We start from the raw sequence: 18,440 nt of genomic DNA, 5'->3' as shown, positions 1-18,440 counted from the left end.
CAAAGGCCCCGTCGGTCTGGGGGCACCACCCCCGGACCGGCATCTAAAGCGACGCCTCTACCCGGAACCCCTCCGGCACCCGGTCCACCCCGTCCAGCACCAGATCGACCATCACCTGCGCCACCTTCGCGGCCATGCCAAAGCCGATCTTGAAGCCACCGTTGGCTACATATTCCCCCGCACGCCCCGGCCAGGCACCCAGCATCGGCGCGCGGCTGCGGGCGCGGGGGCGGATGCCTGCCCAGCGGTCCAGCACGACGGCCCCCTGCAGGGCGGGCACAGCGGCAAGGGCACGGGCCAGCAGCGCCTCACACTGGATATCGACGCCTGCCGGATCCTCCCATTGCGTTTCCGACGTCGATCCGATCGCCACCGTGCCATCGGCATGTGGCACGATGTGCAGACCATCGACCTGCATCTGCGGCATGTCGCGGGCGTCATATGCGATCAGCAGGGCCTGTCCCTTGACCCCTGCCCCGACCTTGCGCCCCAGAGCCTGGTTCAGCGCCAGCAGACCGGAATGGCCGGTGGCCCAGATCACGGGGCACTGGGTCTGGGGCATCGTCTCTGCCTGCCCCACCAGCACCTCGCCGCCCCTGGCACGCAGGGCAGCCACCAGCGCATGACAGGCCATCCTTGGGTGCAGGCGGGCCGACAGGGTGTCGTAGACCAGGTGTCCGGTCGCGCTGCGGGGCTCCCAGGCCGCACCGCTGGCAGGCACCACCTGCCACTGCGCCTGCCCCTGCCAAAGGCCCTGCGCCTCTGCCCCGCGCTCTGCCGCACGGACAAGCGCCTCGGGGCTGTCCAGCGGTTGCAGCCGCCCCAGCCGGGCATAGCCGGTGGGCAGGCCGGATGCGGCGGTGACACTGGCAAAGAAGTCTTGCGCCATCAGCAGGCTGTCCAGCTGAAACGCCTTCTTGTCGTTCCAGTTTTCCGGCACATGCGGGGCAAGCGCGCCGACCACGCCGCCCGACGACCCGGCACCGATCTGCGCCGCCTCGATCAGCCGCACCCGGGCACCGCGCCGCGTGGCCTCCCATGCGATCGACAGGCCAAAGATGCCGCCTCCCATCACCGTCAGATCGGGTCTTGTCATTTCCTGTGCCTCGTGACCATGGATGGCCCGATCTGAGTCACCCGGTCTGGGACATAGGGCAAATGTCGGAAAACGAACAGGGTGCGGAACGGGGCCATGATGGTCTGGACTGGCGCGACGGCGTCATCCCGGTGTCGCGGCGGTTTGATGACCCATATTTTTCGCTGCATGACGGGCTGGCCGAAACGCGGCATGTGTTTCTTGCGGGCAATGGCTTGCCCGGCCGACTGTGCGACGGGTTCCGGATCGCCGAGCTGGGCTTTGGAACCGGGCTGAATGTGCTGGCGCTGCTGCTGTGCTGGGCCGCCACGGGGCGACCGGGAACGCTGCGCTACACCAGTTTCGAAGCCTATCCGATGTCCGCCGCTGACATCGCCCGCGCTCTGGCGCATTTCCCCGAAGCAGAGGCGGTGGCCGCGCCGCTTCTGGCACATTGGGCCAGCGGGGCGCGGCAATTTTCACTGCCCGGGATTGAGGTCACGGTGATCATCGGCGATGCCCGTGCAACGCTTCCCGCGTGGCAAGGTGTGGCGGATGCGTGGTTTCTCGATGGGTTTTCGCCCGCAAAGAACCCGGAACTCTGGTCGCCGGAGATCATGGCAGAGGTCGCGCGACACACAGCCCCCGGCGGTAGCTTTGCCACCTATACCGCTGCGGGCCATGTGCGCCGCGCGCTGTCTGATGCCGGGTTCACCGTGACCCGCCAGCCCGGGCACGGGCGCAAGCGGCATATGACAACGGGGCTGCGATGAGCCGCAATCCGCGACTGGGCATCTGGCTGATGATCGCGTCCGTCGCGACCTTTGCCGCGCAGGACGGGTTTTCGCGCTATCTGGCAACGGAGTACAACACGCCGATGGTGGTGATGGTCCGCTACTGGGTTTTTGCGGGCTTCGTGCTGATCCTTGCGCTGCGCAGGCCCGAGGGGCTGCGCGCCGCTGTCGCCTCGCGCCACATGCCGGTGCATGTTGCCCGCGCGCTGCTTCTGGTGGGCGAGATCTGTGTGATCGTCTGGGGTTATACGCTGATCGGGCTGATCGAGAGCCACGCAGTCTTTGCCATCTGCCCGCTGCTGATCGCCGCGTTTTCGGGTCTGATCCTGGGCGAGCAGATCCTGTGGCAACGCTGGCTGGCGATTGGCGCGGGGATGATCGGGGTGATCGTGATCCTGCGGCCCGGCATGGGCGTATTTACCCCGGCGGCCCTGCTGCCGCTGGCCTCGGCCGTGCTGTTCGCGCTCTACTCCATCCTGACCAGACTGACCACGCGCGACGAGCCAACCTTTGCCTCATTCTTCTGGCCCGGTGTGATTGGCGCTGCGGTGATGACCGTGGCGGGGCTGCCGCACTGGCAGCCGGTTGCCACTGCAGATATGCCGTTGCTGGCGACCTACACCGTGCTGTCGATCTTTTCGCATTGGCTTTTGCTGAAATGCTACGAGCAGATCGAGGCGGCACGGGTGCAGCCCTATGCCTATCTGCAGATCGTCTTTGTGACCCTGATCGGGCTGACGGTTTACGCCGAAACCCTCAGCCCTCTGGTGGCGCTGGGGGCGGGCATCATCATTGTGGCAGGGCTTTACGCCTTGTCGCTGGAACGGGCGGAAAAGACATGAGCGTTGCGCAGAACACTAAACTTGGCATCTGGCTGATGATCGTGACCACGATGATCTTTGCCGTGCAGGACGGGCTGTCGCGCCATCTTGCCGGAACGTACAATGTCTGGATGGTGGTGATGCTGCGCTACTGGTTCTTTGCCGTCTTTGTCATGGCGCTGGTGTCGCGCGCGCCGGGCGGCATAAGGGCGGCGGTGCGCTCGCGCCTGCCAAAGGTGCAGGCCCTGCGCGGTGTGCTGCTGGCGCTGGAGATCTGCACCATGGTGCTGGCCTTTGTCGCCCTTGGGCTGGTGGAAAGCCATGCGGTCTTCGCCACCTATCCATTGCTGATTGCCGCCCTGTCGGGGCCGATCCTGGGCGAGGCGGTGGGGTGGCGACGCTGGCTGGCCATCGGCGTCGGCTTTGTCGGCGTGGTGGTGATCCTGCAGCCCGGCTATGGCGTGTTCCGCATCGAGGCGCTGATCCCGCTTGCCGCTGCGACCATGTTCGCGCTGTACGGATTGCTGACGCGTTATGTCGCGCGCGAAGATGCGGCGCTGGTGTCATTCTTCTGGACCGGGATCACCGGGGCGGTGGTGATGACCGCCATCGGAATCTGGCACTGGGAACCGATGACCCCTGGCGACATGGGATGGATGGCACTGCTGTGCCTGTCGGCGGCCTCGTCGCACTGGTGCCTGATCAAGGCCTATGAGGTCGCAGAAGCCTCGGCCATTCAACCCCTGGCCTATCTGCAACTGCCCTTTGCGTCGCTGATCGGGTTGTTCGTCTTTGGCGAAGAGTTGCGCAGCAATGTGGTGCTTGGGGCGGGCATCGTGGTGGCGGCAGGGCTGTTCACCCTGTGGCGGCAATATGTGAAAAGCCGGCGGCAGATCTGACCCGGTGCTTCGGCGGGGGGATCTGCAGCGCGGCCAAGGGACGGATCAGCCCTTGAGTTCGGCGGTCACGCGGACCGGGCCGGGCGTGCCGCGCAGTTTGGCGCGATAAAGGATGACGCCTTCGACCACGCGCATCACATAGGTGCGCGTTTCGGTGAAGGGGATCGACTCAACCCAATCGACCACATCGACATCGGGCAGACGTGGATCGCCATATTCCGTGATCCAGCGGCGCGGGCGCCCCGGTCCGGCGTTGTAGCCCGAGGCGACCAGCGCGATGGAGGGGCCGAATTCGTCGATCAACTGCCGCAGATAGGCGCTGCCCAGGATGGCATTGTAGCCGGGGTCACTGGTCAGGCGGCCCGCGTTGAATGGCAGTGAAACCTTGTCGGCCATCATCTTGGCTGTGCCGGGCAAGAGCTGCATCAGCCCGCGGGCATCGGCGGTGGACCGGGCGGTGGGTTCAAACTCGCTTTCGCGCCGGGCGATGGAGAGGGCAAAGGCACGGCTGACGGCCAGGCCGTCGGGCACCAGTTCTGTCACCGGGTAATAGGCGCGTGGCACGATCACGCTGCGTTCCGCCGCGTGTTTGCCGACCAGCACCGCAATATGCGGCTGCTCTAGCGCAAGTGCCATCTCACCCAGTTGGGCCAAACCGGTGGCATCCAGGCTTTCGGCCAGATGCAACCAGAACCGCTTGGCCAGAGTGCGGTCACCAGCCCGCAAGGCCAGCAGGGCGGCCTGATGCACGGATGACTGTGTCCATGCGGCCTGCCGCCAGTCGGGGGGCCTTGGCGGGTTGATCAGGCTGGCGTCCAGCGCCTGCCCCAACCGTTCGGCGGCAAGCAACCCGTAATAGGCAGTCTGATGCCGCGCGGCGGCGCTGTACGCGGCCTGCGCTGCATCGCTTGCACCTGCCGCCTCATGCGCGCGGCCTTGCCAGTAGAGCGCGCGCGACAGCGAGATCGGCGTGGCGACCCCGGACTCGAGATGACGGAAATGCTCCAGCGCGCGGGCGGGGTCATTCAGGCGGCGCAGGGCAATGAAGCCGGACAGAAATTCGAGATCGGCATAGCCGCCGCCCGAGGTCAGGTGATGCGCAGAGGCCACGCGATAGGCCTCTGCCGGGCGGTTCTGGCGCATCAGCCAACGGGTCAGCACCGCCCGGCGCGCGGCCCAGGCCTGCGGATCGCCAAGCGTCGCGGCAGAGGCGCTGCGTTCGAGGATCAGAGGCAGCGCCTCGTCATACATGTCGCGCTTCATCCGCCAGATGAAGCGGTCAAAGGCCAGCCCCGCATCGCCCGCGCGCGAGGCGGGCACTGCTTCGATCAGCGCATTCACCCCCGGCTGGGCCGTTTGCAGGGCCATCCGCGCCCGGGCCAGCGCCTGCCAGTCGGCGGGCAGGCGCGGCAGCAGCCGCTGTGCCTCGGCCCGGCGTTCCTGCCAGAGCAGGCGGTCCATCCGCAGCTCATCCACCAAGGCCACCGCTGACGGGGACAGCCCGAGCAAGGCCGCCTCATCCTCGGGTCCAAGCACCAGCTCTGACCAAGCCTGCATGGCGCGGTCCTCGGCCTGATCGGTGCGGCCAAGCGCCTTCAGGGCACGGATGAGTGCAATGGCCCCTTCGCCGGTCTGGGGGGTCGTTCCCGCAAAATAGGCCACCACCCGTTCTGGCGAGGTGGAGCGCGCAACCGCGGTTTCGCCTTTCTGCCGCAAGAAAGGCAGCCCCGGCCAATCGGGGCGGCGTTGCAAAAACGCCTCGTAATCGCCCAGAAGACCATCGCCCGCGCGCAGCTGGCTCCACAACACCAGGTCGCGCGCAACCGCATGCGGAGCGACGGCGGTGGCCCCGGACCAGTCCTTGGCGGCAATGCGGGCCAGAACCTGCTGCATCGCCTGGATTTCATCCGCGCGCGCAGGCGCTGTCAGCGCAAGTGCAACCGCGATCGGGGCCAGCAGGGCGGTGATGGTGCTTTTTGGTCTTCTGCTCATGCTGCGGATTCTGCCCCATCGGGTCGGGGCCGACAACCCACGATCCTGTCACCGCCGGCCAGACCGCTGCGCGAAACGCGGTGCCAAACGCTGCGCTTGGCAATCCGGCGCGCCCCGGATAATCAAGGCAGGATTTTCAGCCCAAGCGACTCGACCGCCTCGCGTCGCTGCAACAGGAGTCTGCGTGCCATGATCAAAGGGTCCATCCCCGCCTTGGTTACGCCGTTCAAGAACGGCGAACTCGATCTGGACACGCTCAAGGCGCTGGTCGACTGGCAGATTGCCGAAGGCTCGCACGGGTTGGTGCCGGTGGGAACCACCGGCGAAAGCCCGACACTGAGCCATGAAGAGCATGAGGCGGTGATCGAGGCGGTGGTCAAGTTCGCCGCCGGTCGGGTGCCGGTGATTGCGGGGGCCGGGTCGAACAACACGGTGGAAGGCATCCGCCTGATCCGCCATGCCGAACGCGTGGGGGCCGATGCGGCCCTGGTGGTGACGCCCTATTACAACAAGCCAACCCAAGCTGGGCTGATCGCGCATTATACGGCCCTGCACGACTGCTGTGATCTGCCGATCATCATCTACAACATTCCGGGCCGGTCGGTTGTGGACATGGCGCCCGATACCATGGGACTGCTGGCCAAGCTGCCGCGTGTGATTGGGGTCAAGGATGCCACCGGCAAGATCGAGCGCGTGTCGATGCAGCGCGAGACCTGTGGCAAGGATTTCATACAGTTGTCGGGGGAGGATGCGACGGCCCTGGGGTTCAACGCCCATGGTGGCACGGGCTGCATCTCAGTGACCGCCAATGTGGCCCCGCGCCTGTGTGCCGAGTTCCAGAACGCCACGCTGGCCGGGGACTATCGCACAGCCTTGCAGATCCAGGACCGGCTGATGCCGCTGCATGAGGCGATCTTCATCGAGCCGGGGCTGGCCGGGGCCAAATACGGGCTGTCGCTTCTGGGACGGTGCAGCGAAGAGGTGCGGCTGCCGCTGGTCGGGTTGACCGAGGGCACCAAGGACAAGATCAAGGCTGCAATGCGGCATGCGGGCCTGCTGAACTGACGCTGTGTCGCGTCCGGATGCCGGGCAAAGGGGGGCTGTCTGCCCCCCTCTTGGCGCAAGCGCCAATTCACCCCCCGAGGATATTTTTGAACAGGCAATAGCCACAGAGCAGCGGGCTTGCGGGCCGCAGGGGGTGTAAGGCAATGTTCAAAAACGATAATCTGCGCGGCGCGGCCTTTATGGTCCTGTCCATGGCGGGGTTCGCGGTCGAGGATGTGTTCCTGAAGGCCAGTGCCCGGGTCATGCCGATGGGGCAGGCGGTGCTGATCGTCGGGCTGGTCGGCATGGCCGTGTTTGCGCTGATGGCGCGGCGGAGGGGGGAGCCTGCGTTTCACCCGGCCTTGCGCACGCGCGGGCTGGCGATCCGGTCGGGGTTCGAAGTGGCGGGGCGGTTGTTCTATGCTTTGGCGATTGCGCTGACGCCCTTGTCGACCACATCGGCCATTCTGCAGGCCTCGCCTTTGGTTGTTGTCGGCGGGGCGGCGCTGTTGTTCGGCGAGCGGGTGGGCTGGCGGCGGTGGGCGGCGGTGGGCGTGGGATTTGTCGGGGTGTTGATCATCCTGCGGCCGGGGATGGACGGGTTTTCGGCCCTGTCCTTGCTGGCGGTGGGGGGCATGCTGGGCTTTGCCGGGCGCGATCTGGCGACGCGGGCCGCGCCAAAAGTGATGTCGAACAGGCAGTTAGGGGTGGCGGGCTTTGCCATGCTGGCCTTGGCGGGCGTGATCATTCTGGGCTGGACCGGGGGGGCGGTGTGGCCTGACGCACAGGGCTGGGGGTTGCTGGCGGGCACGGCGCTGTTTGCGGTGCTGGGCTATCATGCGCTGACATCTGCCATGCGGACCGGTGAGATCGGCTTTGTCACCCCGTTCCGCTATGTGCGGCTGGTCTTTGCCATGGGTCTGGCGATGGTGGTGTTTGGCGAACGGCCTGATCTGGCCACGCTGATCGGATCGGCTCTGGTTGTAAGCTCTGGAATTTACACGCTTATCCGTGGAAACCGGCAAGGGGCTGTACCGCCTGCGCCGCTGCCCTGACGCGTCTTCGCGTCTGGCCATCTGGACTTGGGCCTGCACCGCGCTTATGTGACACGCATGGTCAAGATTTCCGATCCCAATTCCAAGCTGATTGCCGAGAATCGCCGCGCGCGGTTCGACTATCATATTGAATCCGATCTGGAAGCCGGGATCATGCTGCAAGGGTCCGAGGTGAAGTCGCTGCGCAAGGGCGGATCGAACATCGGCGACAGCTATGCGAGCGTTGAGGGCGGCGAGTTGTGGCTGATCAACGGCTATATCGCGCCCTATACCCAGTCGAACCACTGGGACAGCCATGATGAGCGCCGCCGCCGCAAGCTGTTGGTTTCAAAGCGGGAATTGGCGCGGTTGTGGAATTCGACCGCGCGAGAAGGCATGACCATCGTGCCGATCAAGATGTATTTCAACGAGCGCGGGATCGTGAAGATCAAGCTCGGCGTCGCCAAGGGCAAGAAGCTGGCCGACAAGCGCGAGACCAGCGCCAAGCGCGACTGGGACCGGCAGAAAGCGCGGATCATGAAGGAAAGCCGCCGGGACTGAGGTGCCTCGTCTGGCGGGGTCTTGGGCCGGGTGGGACGTGCGTTGTTTTGGGTATGGCGGGCGTATGGTTTGTGTATGGCTTGCGTATGGCTAGTGTCATGACGTGTGTGCGCAGGACCAAAGGGCCGGTACGGTCTGCCAGAACGCCGGGTTTTCCGGGGCGGTCCCCCGACGACAGCGCCTGCGCCCTTGCTCTGCCTGCCCCTGCCGATATATGCCGGGGCTGACCCGCGCGGAGCCTGACGCATGACAAGCCTTGTGACACCCTCGCCCCTTGATGATCCCAGAACGCTGGTGTCGACCGGCTGGCTGGCGGCGCATCTGAAAGACCCCGACCTGCGGGTGCTGGATGCGTCTTGGTTCATGCCGGATTCTGGCCGCGACGCAAAGGCGGAGTATGCGGCGGCGCATATTCCAGGCGCGCGGTTTTTCGATATTGAAGAGATCAGCGATCAGCGGTCCACCCTGCCCCACATGGCCCCGCCGGTGGAGAAGTTCATGAGCCGGATGCGGGCGATGGGGGTGGGCGACGGGCATCAGGTGGTGGTCTATGACGCGTCGGGCCTGTTCTCCGCCGCCCGGGTCTGGTGGACCTTCCGGCTGATGGGCAAGATGGATGTGGCGGTGCTGGATGGCGGCCTGCCGAAGTGGCGGGCCGAGGGGCGCGAGGTGGAAGACCTGCCGCCGGTGGTGCGCGACCGGCACATGACCGTCAGCCGCCAGAACCATCTGGTCAAGGATGTGACGCAGGTGGCCCATGCCGCCAAGCTGGCGCAGGCCGAGATCATCGACGCCCGCGCCGCCGCCCGCTTTCGCGGTGAGGTGGCGGAGCCGCGGGCCGGGTTGCGATCGGGCCATATTCCGGGGTCGAAGAATGTGCCTTTTGCCACGCTGTTGAACGGTGACGGCACCATGAAGGCACCTGCCGAACTGAAAGCGGTGTTCGAGGCGGCGGGGGTGGATCTGTCGCGCCCTGCCATCACCTCTTGCGGGTCGGGCGTCACGGCTGCGATCCTGAGCCTTGCGCTGGAACGGATCGGGCACCGCAATCATGCGCTCTATGACGGATCCTGGTCCGAATGGGGCATGTACGAAGATCTTGCCGTCGCCAAAGGATAGGCCAATGCTGGAAGCTCTGAACCCGCAACCGCAGGACAAGATCCTGCAACTGATTGCCATGTACCGCGATGACCCGCGCGACACCAAGATTGACCTTGGCGTCGGGGTCTACAAGGACGCCACCGGGCTGACCCCGGTGATGCGGGCGGTGAAGGCGGCGGAGAAGAAGCTGTGGGAGGTGGAGACCACCAAGACCTATACCGGGCTGGCGGGCGAGCCTGCCTATAACGCGGCGATGGTGGCGATGATCCTTGGCGACGGCTTTGCCGACCGCGCGGCATCGGTGGCGACGCCGGGCGGCACCGGGGCGATCCGGCAGGCGCTGGAGCTGATCAAGCTGGCGTCACCGGGGGCGACGGTGTGGATTTCGAACCCGACCTGGCCGAACCATCCGTCGATCCTCAAGTATCTCGGCATGAAGATGGCCGAGTACCGCTATTTCGACGCCGAGACGCGGGGCGTGGATTTTGCCGGGGTGCTGGAGGATCTGGGCCGGGTGGCCAAGGGCGATATCGTGCTGCTGCACGGCTGCTGCCATAACCCCACCGGCGCGAACCTGACCGCCGATCAATGGGCGCAGGTGGCGGATGTGCTGGAGGCGCGGGGAGCCGTGCCCTTCATCGATCTGGCCTATCAGGGATTTGGGGACGGGCTGGAGGAAGATGCGGCGGCGACACGGATGATCGCGGCGCGGTTTCCGGAGGTGCTGATTGCGGCGTCTTGCTCCAAGAACTTCGGCATTTACCGCGAGCGGACGGGGGTGCTGATTGCGCTGACCGAGCCTGCGCGCCGCGCTGTGGTGCAGGGAAATCTGGCGTTTCTGAACCGGCAGAACTACAGCTTTCCCCCCGATCACGGCGCGCGGCTGGTGACGATGATCCTTGAGGATGACGCCTTGCGCGCCGACTGGAAGGCCGAGCTGGAGGAGGTGCGGCGATCCATGCTGACCCTGCGCAAGACGCTGGCGGATGCGCTGCGGCAGGCGACCAATTCGGACCGCTTTGATTTCGTGGCGGATCATCGCGGCATGTTCAGCCGGCTTGGCCTGACCGAGGCGCAGGTGAGCGTGCTGCGCGAAGAGCACGGGATTTACATGGTGGGCGACAGCCGGATCAACATTGCCGGGTTGAATGCGCGCACGGTGCCCATTCTGGCGGCGGCGATTGCAAAGGTTGCCGGCTGAGGCCAGCGGCATCGAGGCCTTGAAAAGCCCGCGCTGGTCGCGGGCTTTTTCCTGCGCGGCTGCGCCAGCAAAAAGGCCCGAACCTTGCGGTTCGGGCCAGAGTTCAGACTGACTGGGAGGAGGAGGTGTCAGCCCTTGGTAAACTCGGGGTAGGCTTCCAGACCCAGTTCGGCCTTGTCCAGACCCATCATCTCGTCTTCCTGGCTGGGGCGCAGACCCATGGTCGCCTTGAGGATGACCCAGACGATGGCCGAGGTCACGAACATGAAGATGCCGATGGCGGCAAAGCCCACGAACTGCATGCCAAAGCTGGTGCCCTCGGTGTAGAAGGGAACCGCCATGGTGCCCCAGAAGCCCGCCACAAGGTGAACCGGGATGGCACCGACGACATCGTCGATCTTGAACTTGTCAAGCATGGGCACCACGACCAGAACGATCACGCCGCCGATACCACCGATCCAGACCGCGCCGAACAGCGACGGGTCGAGCGGGCCTGCGGTGATCGACACCAGGCCGGCCAGCGCGCCGTTGAGCACCATGGTCAGGTCGACCTTCTTGTAGATCAGCTGCGACAGGATCATGGCCACAACGGCACCGGCGGCGGCCGCCATGTTGGTATTGGCAAAGATGATCGAGACGGCATTGGCATCTGCCTCGGTGCCCAGGGCCAGTTGCGAGGCCCCGTTGAAGCCGAACCAGCCCAGCCAGAGCACGAAGGTGCCAAGCGTGGCCAAGGCGAGGTTGGAGCCCGGCATCGGGTTGACGCGGCCATCCTTGGCGTATTTGCCCAGACGGGGGCCGAGGATCAGCGCACCGGCGAGGGCTGCAAAGCCGCCTGCAGCGTGGACAAGGGTGGAGCCTGCGAAGTCAGAAAAGCCTGCTTCGGACAACCAGCCGCCGCCCCACTGCCAGGAGGCTTCGATCGGGTAGAGAAACCCGGTCAGAACGACGGTGAAGATCAGGAAGGGCCAGAGCTTGATGCGTTCGGCCAGCGTGCCCGAGACGATCGAGGCGGTGGTGGCGCAGAACATCAGCTGGAAGAAGAAATCCGATCCGGCGGAATAGCCGGTCGCCAGATCCGGGTCGCCACCGATGGATTTGGGCGAGAACAGCGTGCCGACATAGCCTGTCATGCTCCAGGCGTCGCCCGGGTACATCAGGTTGTAGCCGACGATCCAGTACATCAGCGAGGCGATAGAGAAGAGCGCGATGTTCTTGGTCAGCTGCATGGTGACGTTCTTGGAGCGGACCAGACCCGCTTCGAGCATGGCAAATCCCGCCGCCATCCAGAACACCAGAAAGCCGCCGATCAGGAACAGCAGGGTGTTGAAGATAAAGGCATTGTCAATCGCCGCGGCGGGTGCGGCTTCGGCCACGACCTCGGCCGCCTCGGCGGTGGCATCCTGCGCCCAGGCGGGCAGGCTGGCGAAGAGCGACACACCGAGTGTGGCCAGGCCAGAAAGTTTCATGGAAGTGTTCATCTTTTGCGTTTCCCCTGTCCCCAACGCGTCAGAGCGCATCGTCATTGATTTCACCGGTGCGCACGCGCACGGCATGCTGGACATCCAGCACGAAGATCTTGCCATCGCCGATCTTGTCGGTTTTCGCGGTCACCCGGATGGTTTCGACCACCGCATCGGCGAGGCTGTCACTGACCACGATCTCCAGCCGGACTTTCGGCACGAAGTTCACGGCGTATTCGGCACCGCGATAGATTTCGGTATGTCCTGACTGGCTGCCGAACCCCTTGATCTCGGTGACCATCATGCCGCGTACCCCGATGGTGGTCAGTGCTTCGCGCACCTCCTCCAGCTTGAACGGCTTGATTGCTGCAATGATTAGTTTCACGTCCTTCCCCTTCGGTTCTGTGGGGCCCGGGGGTGGGCCCTTGCAGCTAACAAGCCGCCTTTCGAACGGGCAGAACAAGAAAGCGGCGGCGGATGTTTGCCTGAATGGGCAGCTTGCTGCACAAAATTTATACTTATTGTGCGGTTTGATTAAAAATTGGGCTGATCACATATCCGAATCGTTAAGCCCTGCTCTCCACAATCCACGCGAACCGGGCTAGAGTCGGCCAAAAGAGACGATTTGAAACGGTTGGGCAGGCTATGGCGACATCGGGCAAAGGGCGCGGAACTCTGACCGCAGACAAACGCTATGCGGCGGCGGCTGCACGGTCAGGCTCTGGCGGCGGCGGCCCGCGCAAACCCGATCCGCGCAAACCCGCCCCGCGGAAGCCAAAGCGCCAGCATGGGCTGATCGTGGGGCTGATCCTTGGGCTGTGGCGGCTGATCTGGCGCGTGCTGTGGGGGGTGACCTGGCGGGCGGGCGCGGTGCTGGGCATGGTGCTGGCGCTGACCGTGTTCTATTTCTACAGCCAGTTGCCGCCGGTGACCGAGTTGCTGGACGGGCGGGCGCGCGGGTCTGTCACCATGCTGGACCGCGAGGGGCAGGTCTTTGCCTGGCGCGGTGAGACATTTGGCGGCCAGATCACGGCGGAAAATGTCTCGCCCCATCTGCGCAACGCGGTGATCGCGACCGAGGACCGGCGGTTCTACCGCCATTTCGGCATCAGCCCGCGCGGCATTGCCGGGGCGGTGCGGATCAACCTGAGCGAAGGGCGCGGGCCACTTTCGGGCAATGGCGGATCGACCATCACCCAGCAGGTGGCCAAGCTGCTGTGCATCGGCGTGCCCTACAACCCTGCCGACTGGAAGAACGAGGCCGAATACGAGCAGGACTGCCGCAGTGGCGGCATCTGGCGCAAGGTCAAGGAAATCCCCTACGCCATGGCGATGGAGGTCAAGTATACCAAAGAGCAGATCCTGACGATCTATCTGAACCGCACCTATATGGGGGCCGGTGCGCGCGGGTTCGAGGCCGCGTCGCAGCGCTATTTCGGCAAATCGGCCAATGAGGTCGGGCCCGCCGAGGCCGCGATGCTGGCCGGGCTGCTGACCGCGCCCTCGCGCTTTGCGCCGACCAACAACCTGCAACGCTCGCAGGAGCGGGCGAATGTGGTGGTCGGGCTGATGGAAGAGCAAGGCTATCTGACGCCCGAGCAGGCGGCGGAGGCGCGGGCCAACCCGGCACGGCTGTCCAAGGCGGCGGAAACGCAATCGGGCGGGGCATTCGCCGATTGGGTGATGGAATCCACCCCCAGCTTTCTGTCGTCGAACACCACCGAGGATGTGATCATCCGCACCACGCTGGACCAGCGGTTGCAGAAGGCGGCCGAAGACGCGCTGGCGTTCATCTTTGACACCAAGGTGAAAGAAGGGTCCAAGGCGCAGGCGGCGATTGTGGTGATGTCGGCCGATGGTGCGGTGCGCGCCATGGTCGGCGGGCGCGAGCAGATGGCGGCGGGCAGTTTCAACCGCGCCACGCAGGCGAAACGGCAGACCGGGTCGAGCTTCAAGCCCTTTGCCTATGCGGCGGCGATGGACCTTGGCTTTACCCCGGCCGATTACGTCGAGGACACGCCGCTGACCATCAATATCCCCGGGTCGGGGGCCTGGACGCCGAAGAATTACGACAACCAGTTCAAGGGGATGATCACCCTGAGCCAAGCCCTGGCCGAAAGCCGCAACATTCCTGCCGTGCGGGTGTCGGAAGCGGTGGGGCGTGACGCGGTGCGGCGGGTGGCGAACGGGTTCGGCATCGTTTCGGCCTTGGCCGATGGTCCGGCGCTGGCGCTGGGGGCGTCGGAATCGTCCTTGCTGGAGATGTCGGGGGCCTATGCCGGCATTCTGAACGGCGGGTCGTCGGTGACGCCTTATGGGCTGGTCGAGTTGCGCCTGCAGGGTGAAGACGATGTGCTGCTGGGCGCGACCGGCGGCTTGGGGGAGCGGGTGATCAGCGAGGATGCGGCGCTGTACCTGACCTATATGATGAACCGGGTGATCGAAGAGGGCACCGGCACGCGGGCCCGCATTCCCGGCTGGCAGGCGGCGGGCAAGACCGGCACGACGCAGGCGGCGCGCGATGCGTGGTTCCTGGGCTTTACCGCCGATTATGTGGCCGGGGTCTGGATGGGCAATGACGACAACGCCCCCCTGACGGGCGTGACGGGCGGTGGCTTGCCGGCGGAAATCTGGCGCGAGGTGATGGTGCGGGTGCATGACGGGCTGCAGCCGCAGCCGCTGGCCATGCTGATCCCCGAGGCGAAGTCACCGCCCGGGGGCTATTACGCGCCGTCGCCCAATGTGATGGCCGACGGGCAGTCGCCTGCCGCCGGGCCGCAGGACAACTGGGCTGCCGGACAGGGTGAGATGCCCGCGCAGGATGTGATCGTCTATGACGGGCCGGTGCCGGAGGAATGGATCAACGAGGGCCCGGTAGAGGGCAATCTGGCCGACCAGATCTTGCAAGAGGTGCTGGGGGGCTTTGGCAACTGAGCGCGGGTGCCCCGGCTGGCGCGAGAGGGCGGAACCCCAGCTTCGGCACCCCATCGTCAAAACAGCCGTGGCAGCCAGCGTCAGAGCCGAGCGGCACTCAGCAGGTCAAGGCAGCCTTCCTCTCTGAACAGCGCCTGCAGATCCGCCTGCCCGAGCCCGAGCGTCTCCAGTTCGGTGCGCAGCAGGACCAGTTGATACAGTCGCCCTATCGAAAAGTCTTGTGTCGGGCCCAGACCCACACGCGACGCGTTGGGCGAACGATTTTCGATATCCATATCCTGTTGCAGGCCTTGGCCGCCCCCGGCCAGCCGATACCCATGGCCGAAGAGATAGACCGCATCATTCAGCGTGCGACCGCCGCGCTCTGCGATCACGGAACAGCGGAAGGCTTTGGCAGTCGGTTGCAGGTCGTCAGAAATCTCGGTGTCGCGGAGGAGATCAAAGGCAAATGTCGGGCCAGAAGCCAGAAGGCAAAAGGCACACAGCGCTGCTGACAGTTTCATTGCAGTCTCCACGCTTAGCCTAGGTGTTCTCGGCTGGGGCCCAAATGCCGTCTCACCGTTGCACTGCGCGTCTGACGTGTAAAGCTGCAACCTGACCCGATGGGGCTGGGCGATCGGTCTTGTGCCGTTCAGCTCAGGCCGACTTCAGATCTTCGATCAGCCCGTTGATGTCACCCCGGCGGCGGTCGAGCATGGCGCCGATTTCGGTGCGTTCGCTGGCCAGCATGTTCACGCCTTCGATGATGATGTTGAAGAACAGATCCTTGCCGGAGCGGTCGGACACATGCCAGCGCAGGTCAAACGGGGCCTGACCGCGCAGTTTGGCGACCGAGATTACCTCGAAATAGCTTTTCACCTGCCGTGCACCCGTCACCTCGATCTGGCCGCCGATGAATTCGCGGAAGCGGGCGCCGTATTTGCGGGCGATATAGCTTTGGTAAGCCTTGGTGAAGGCGGTCAGCTGCGCCTGTGACGCCCCGCGCGCGGCGGGGCCGAGGGCCGAGCGGGCAATGGTGGGCACATCGGCGTAGCGGGCGAAGATCCGTTCAAAATCGCCATACATCGCGCTGGCGGATTTGCCCGAATTGATGGTGGCGTTCACATCGTTGACGATGCTGTTGACCAGCGTGCCCGCCTGATCAACGGTCAGGGCGGCGGCGGGCACCGGCAGGGCCAAAGCGGCGGCCCCTCCGACCAGACCGATGCCAAAGCCGCGACGTGTGATGATCAGCCTGTCATTCGCCATAGATATCCTCATACGGGTCTTCAAAGGCACCATCGGCACCGGCACCGGTGGTCTGCCCCAGTTCAAAGCGGCGGTTCTGCAGATAGAGCAGGCGCGCCTGGGCATAGCTGTCTGCACTGTCATACAGAACCGAGTCCACTGTCGAGGAATAGCGCGCCCGATCACCAAGGCTTGATGCGAGCTTTGCCAGCGGCACGATGTTCTCTTCGGGTTTGGGCAAGACATAGCGCAGTGGGTTGAGCGGGATATCGACGATCTTGCCGACCATGTCGCGCTGGGTCGAGGGGCCGAGGAAGGGCAGCTCGACATAATCCCCTTCTCCGGCACCCCAGACATGCAGGGTTTCGCCGAAATCGGTGGGCCTGCCATGCAGCCCGATGGCGGTGGCGGGGTCGAACAGACCGCCAAGGCCGACGATGGTGTTGAGCGCAAAGCGCAGGGTGTTTTCGGCGGCGAAATGCGGGCGGCCCTGCAGCAGGTTGTTGACCACGGCGCCGGGCGCATCCAGGTTCTGCGCGAAATTGACCACGCCTTGCATGACCGGGCCGGGCGGACCGTCGCCAAAGGCCCCGGACACCGGGCGCAGGATCGCGGCATCGACGCTGCGGTTGAAGGCGTGGATCTTGCGGTTGTCCGCCTCCATCGGGTCGCTGAACCCTGTGGGGGCAGGCTGCTGGGCGCAGGCCGTCAGCAGGACCAACGCGGCACTGGCAAGGATGCGGGAAGAGGACAGGATCATGCGGGTCACGGCCAATCTTTCATGCTCGCAGGCCGGGTGCGGCTGCACCAGAAGCCCGGAGGGACGGTCTGCGGTCTTGGGGTTTTGATATAGGCCGGGGCACCGGATTACAACGCGCGCCTGCCGATCCGGCGGGCTTTGGCCGGATTTGTGGTGCTTTGGCGGGCGCGGCAGGGCGTTGATATGTCGTGGGATAAGTCATCGCGGCCTTGCCGCCGCCGGGAGGGGCCGCTAGCCTGCGGCAAAGCATAAGAAGGAGCTACCGATGTCGAAGATCGAAACCCGCCTTGCCGAACTTGGCGTCACCCTGCCCGATGCGCCTGCCCCGGCCGCGAACTATGTGCCTTGGGTGATCACCGGGCAGCAGGTGTTCATTTCGGGCCAGATCAGCCAGACGGCGGCGGGAATGATCAAGGGCAAGGTGGGCACGGATCTGAGCGTGGAACAGGGGGCCGAGGCGGCCAAGGCCTGCGCGATATCGTTGCTGGCACAGGTGAAGGCGGCAACGGGTGGCGAGATCGACCGCGTGGTGCGGCTGGTCAAGCTGGTGGGCTTTGTGAATTCCGGGCCTGATTTCGTGGATCAGCCCCGCGTGATCAACGGCGCGTCGGATTTCATGGTGGCGGTGCTGGGCGATGCCGGGCGGCATGCGCGCTCGGCGGTGTCGGCGGCGTCTTTGCCCTTTGGTGTGGCGGTCGAGATTGAAGCGGTGTTTGAAATTGCCTGACATCACATGCCCGGCCCTGCCCTCTGGCTTTTTGCGCCTGCCGGTGACGCACCGCGCCCTGCATGACCGGGCGCAGGGGCGGATTGAAAACAGCCCTGCCGCGATCCGCGCGGCGGTGGCGGCGGGCTATGCGATCGAGGTTGATGTGCAGCTGTCGGCCGATGGCGTGGCGATGGTGTTCCATGATGATGATCTGGACCGGCTGACATCGGAGCGCGGACCGGTCAGGGCCCGCACGGCGGCGGAATTGGGCGACATGGCGCTGACCGGGGGAAGCGATACGATCCCGACGCTGGCGACCGTGCTGGGCATGGTGGCAGGCCGGGTGCCCTTGCTGATCGAGATCAAGGATCAGACCGGGGCGATGGGTGAGAGCGACGGGCGGCTGGAGGCTGCGGTGGCGCAGGCGCTGGTTGGCTATGGCGGCGAGGTGGCGGTGATGTCGTTCAACCCGCATTCCGTGGCGCAGATGGCGCGGCTGGCCCCGGATGTGGCGCGGGGGCTGACCACATCCTCCTATGATCCGGAGGACTGGGCGCCTGTGCCCGCCGAGGTCTGTGACCGTCTGCGCGAGATTCCGGATTTTGACCGGGTGGGCGCGTCTTTCATCAGCCATCAGGGCAATGACCTGACCCGCCCGCGTGTGCTGGCCTTGCGGGCAGCGGGGGTTCCGGTGCTGTGCTGGACGATCCGTTCGCCCGAACAAGAGGCGATGGCGCGCCAGATTGCGGCGAATGTGACCTTTGAGGGTTATCTGAGCGTGATCCCGGCTTGAAATTGCGGCGGGGCGGCACAGACTCGCCTGCA

Annotated in this window: 18 protein-coding genes; 11 read left to right on the top strand and 7 right to left on the bottom strand. The window is 65.1% G+C overall.

Annotated elements, in window-relative coordinates; translation table 11 throughout:
- Nucleotides 1-43: 43 nt before the first annotated feature.
- A complete protein-coding gene (locus tag CXR43_RS02180) occupies nt 44-1,096 on the bottom strand; it encodes an NAD(P)/FAD-dependent oxidoreductase (protein ID WP_103332390.1) in 1,053 nt (350 codons plus the stop codon).
- 62 nt (nt 1,097-1,158) lie between these two features.
- Between CXR43_RS02180 and mnmC2 the strand changes: the two genes are divergently transcribed.
- From mnmC2 to CXR43_RS02165, 3 genes are read left to right on the top strand one after another with little or no spacing between them, the layout of a single operon-like run.
- Nucleotides 1,159-1,848, top strand: a complete 690-nt coding sequence (gene mnmC2 / locus CXR43_RS02175; RefSeq protein WP_103332389.1) for a tRNA (5-methylaminomethyl-2-thiouridine)(34)-methyltransferase MnmC2 — start codon at nt 1,159-1,161, stop codon at nt 1,846-1,848.
- Nucleotides 1,845-2,711 carry a DMT family transporter gene (locus CXR43_RS02170; protein WP_103332388.1) on the top strand — a complete coding sequence of 289 codons (867 nt, stop codon included), beginning with the start codon at nt 1,845-1,847 and terminating at the stop codon, nt 2,709-2,711. Before mnmC2 ends, CXR43_RS02170 begins: the two co-directional genes overlap by 4 nt.
- Nucleotides 2,708-3,589: a DMT family transporter gene (locus CXR43_RS02165; protein ID WP_103332387.1), complete on the top strand. Its 882-nt coding sequence runs from the start codon at nt 2,708-2,710 to the stop codon at nt 3,587-3,589. Before CXR43_RS02170 ends, CXR43_RS02165 begins: the two co-directional genes overlap by 4 nt.
- A gap of 45 nt (nt 3,590-3,634) precedes the next feature.
- Here CXR43_RS02165 and CXR43_RS02160 read toward each other — a convergent pair whose 3' ends face one another.
- Nucleotides 3,635-5,581, bottom strand: a complete 1,947-nt coding sequence (locus tag CXR43_RS02160) for a lytic transglycosylase domain-containing protein (protein ID WP_103332386.1) — start codon at nt 5,579-5,581, stop codon at nt 3,635-3,637.
- 189 nt (nt 5,582-5,770) lie between these two features.
- Between CXR43_RS02160 and dapA the strand changes: the two genes are divergently transcribed.
- The 5 genes from dapA (at nt 5,771) to CXR43_RS02135 (ending at nt 10,522) form a co-directional block, all read left to right on the top strand.
- Nucleotides 5,771-6,646, top strand: a complete 876-nt coding sequence (dapA, locus tag CXR43_RS02155) for a 4-hydroxy-tetrahydrodipicolinate synthase (RefSeq protein ID WP_103332385.1) — start codon at nt 5,771-5,773, stop codon at nt 6,644-6,646.
- A 143-nt stretch (nt 6,647-6,789) separates the two neighbouring features.
- Nucleotides 6,790-7,680, top strand: coding sequence for a DMT family transporter (locus tag CXR43_RS02150; protein ID WP_103332384.1), 891 nt, complete (start codon nt 6,790-6,792; stop codon nt 7,678-7,680).
- A gap of 57 nt (nt 7,681-7,737) precedes the next feature.
- Nucleotides 7,738-8,220: an SsrA-binding protein SmpB gene (smpB, locus tag CXR43_RS02145; RefSeq protein WP_103332772.1), complete on the top strand. Its 483-nt coding sequence runs from the start codon at nt 7,738-7,740 to the stop codon at nt 8,218-8,220.
- 246 nt (nt 8,221-8,466) lie between these two features.
- A complete protein-coding gene (gene sseA / locus CXR43_RS02140; RefSeq protein WP_103332383.1) occupies nt 8,467-9,339 on the top strand; it encodes a 3-mercaptopyruvate sulfurtransferase in 873 nt (290 codons plus the stop codon).
- A gap of 4 nt (nt 9,340-9,343) precedes the next feature.
- On the top strand, nt 9,344-10,522 hold the full coding sequence (locus tag CXR43_RS02135; protein WP_103332382.1) for an amino acid aminotransferase: 1,179 nt from the start codon (nt 9,344-9,346) through the stop codon (nt 10,520-10,522).
- A 128-nt stretch (nt 10,523-10,650) separates the two neighbouring features.
- Here CXR43_RS02135 and amt read toward each other — a convergent pair whose 3' ends face one another.
- Complete coding sequence (amt, locus tag CXR43_RS02130) at nt 10,651-11,991, bottom strand: ammonium transporter (RefSeq protein WP_246831249.1); 1,341 nt, start codon at nt 11,989-11,991, stop codon at nt 10,651-10,653.
- A 40-nt stretch (nt 11,992-12,031) separates the two neighbouring features.
- Entirely contained in the window at nt 12,032-12,370 is a 339-nt protein-coding gene (locus CXR43_RS02125) for a P-II family nitrogen regulator (RefSeq protein ID WP_103332770.1), read from the bottom strand.
- A 260-nt stretch (nt 12,371-12,630) separates the two neighbouring features.
- On the opposite strand from CXR43_RS02125, the gene CXR43_RS02120 reads away from it, so the two are divergent.
- Nucleotides 12,631-14,919: a transglycosylase domain-containing protein gene (locus CXR43_RS02120; protein ID WP_103332381.1), complete on the top strand. Its 2,289-nt coding sequence runs from the start codon at nt 12,631-12,633 to the stop codon at nt 14,917-14,919.
- Nucleotides 14,920-14,999: 80 nt separating this feature from the next.
- On the opposite strand, the gene CXR43_RS02115 is transcribed toward CXR43_RS02120, so the two are convergent.
- From CXR43_RS02115 to CXR43_RS02105, 3 genes are all read right to left on the bottom strand, one after another.
- A complete protein-coding gene (locus tag CXR43_RS02115; protein WP_103332380.1) occupies nt 15,000-15,422 on the bottom strand; it encodes a hypothetical protein in 423 nt (140 codons plus the stop codon).
- A gap of 133 nt (nt 15,423-15,555) precedes the next feature.
- Nucleotides 15,556-16,167 (bottom strand): MlaC/ttg2D family ABC transporter substrate-binding protein, encoded by a 612-nt coding sequence (locus CXR43_RS02110; protein WP_103332379.1) that lies wholly within the window; start codon nt 16,165-16,167, stop codon nt 15,556-15,558.
- A complete protein-coding gene (locus CXR43_RS02105; protein WP_103332769.1) occupies nt 16,157-16,906 on the bottom strand; it encodes an MlaA family lipoprotein in 750 nt (249 codons plus the stop codon). Before CXR43_RS02105 ends, CXR43_RS02110 begins: the two co-directional genes overlap by 11 nt.
- Before the next feature lie 265 nt (nt 16,907-17,171).
- On the opposite strand from CXR43_RS02105, the gene CXR43_RS02100 reads away from it, so the two are divergent.
- Both CXR43_RS02100 and CXR43_RS02095 read left to right on the top strand, forming a co-directional pair.
- Complete coding sequence (locus CXR43_RS02100) at nt 17,172-17,633, top strand: RidA family protein (protein WP_103332378.1); 462 nt, start codon at nt 17,172-17,174, stop codon at nt 17,631-17,633.
- Nucleotide 17,634: 1 nt separating this feature from the next.
- Nucleotides 17,635-18,408: a glycerophosphodiester phosphodiesterase family protein gene (locus tag CXR43_RS02095; protein WP_103332768.1), complete on the top strand. Its 774-nt coding sequence runs from the start codon at nt 17,635-17,637 to the stop codon at nt 18,406-18,408.
- Nucleotides 18,409-18,440 lie beyond the last annotated feature (32 nt).

Source organism: Pseudotabrizicola formosa (genome assembly GCF_002900965.1).
Lineage (GTDB): Bacteria > Pseudomonadota > Alphaproteobacteria > Rhodobacterales > Rhodobacteraceae > Pseudotabrizicola > Pseudotabrizicola formosa.
This window is presented reverse-complemented; position numbering and strand designations above follow the sequence as displayed.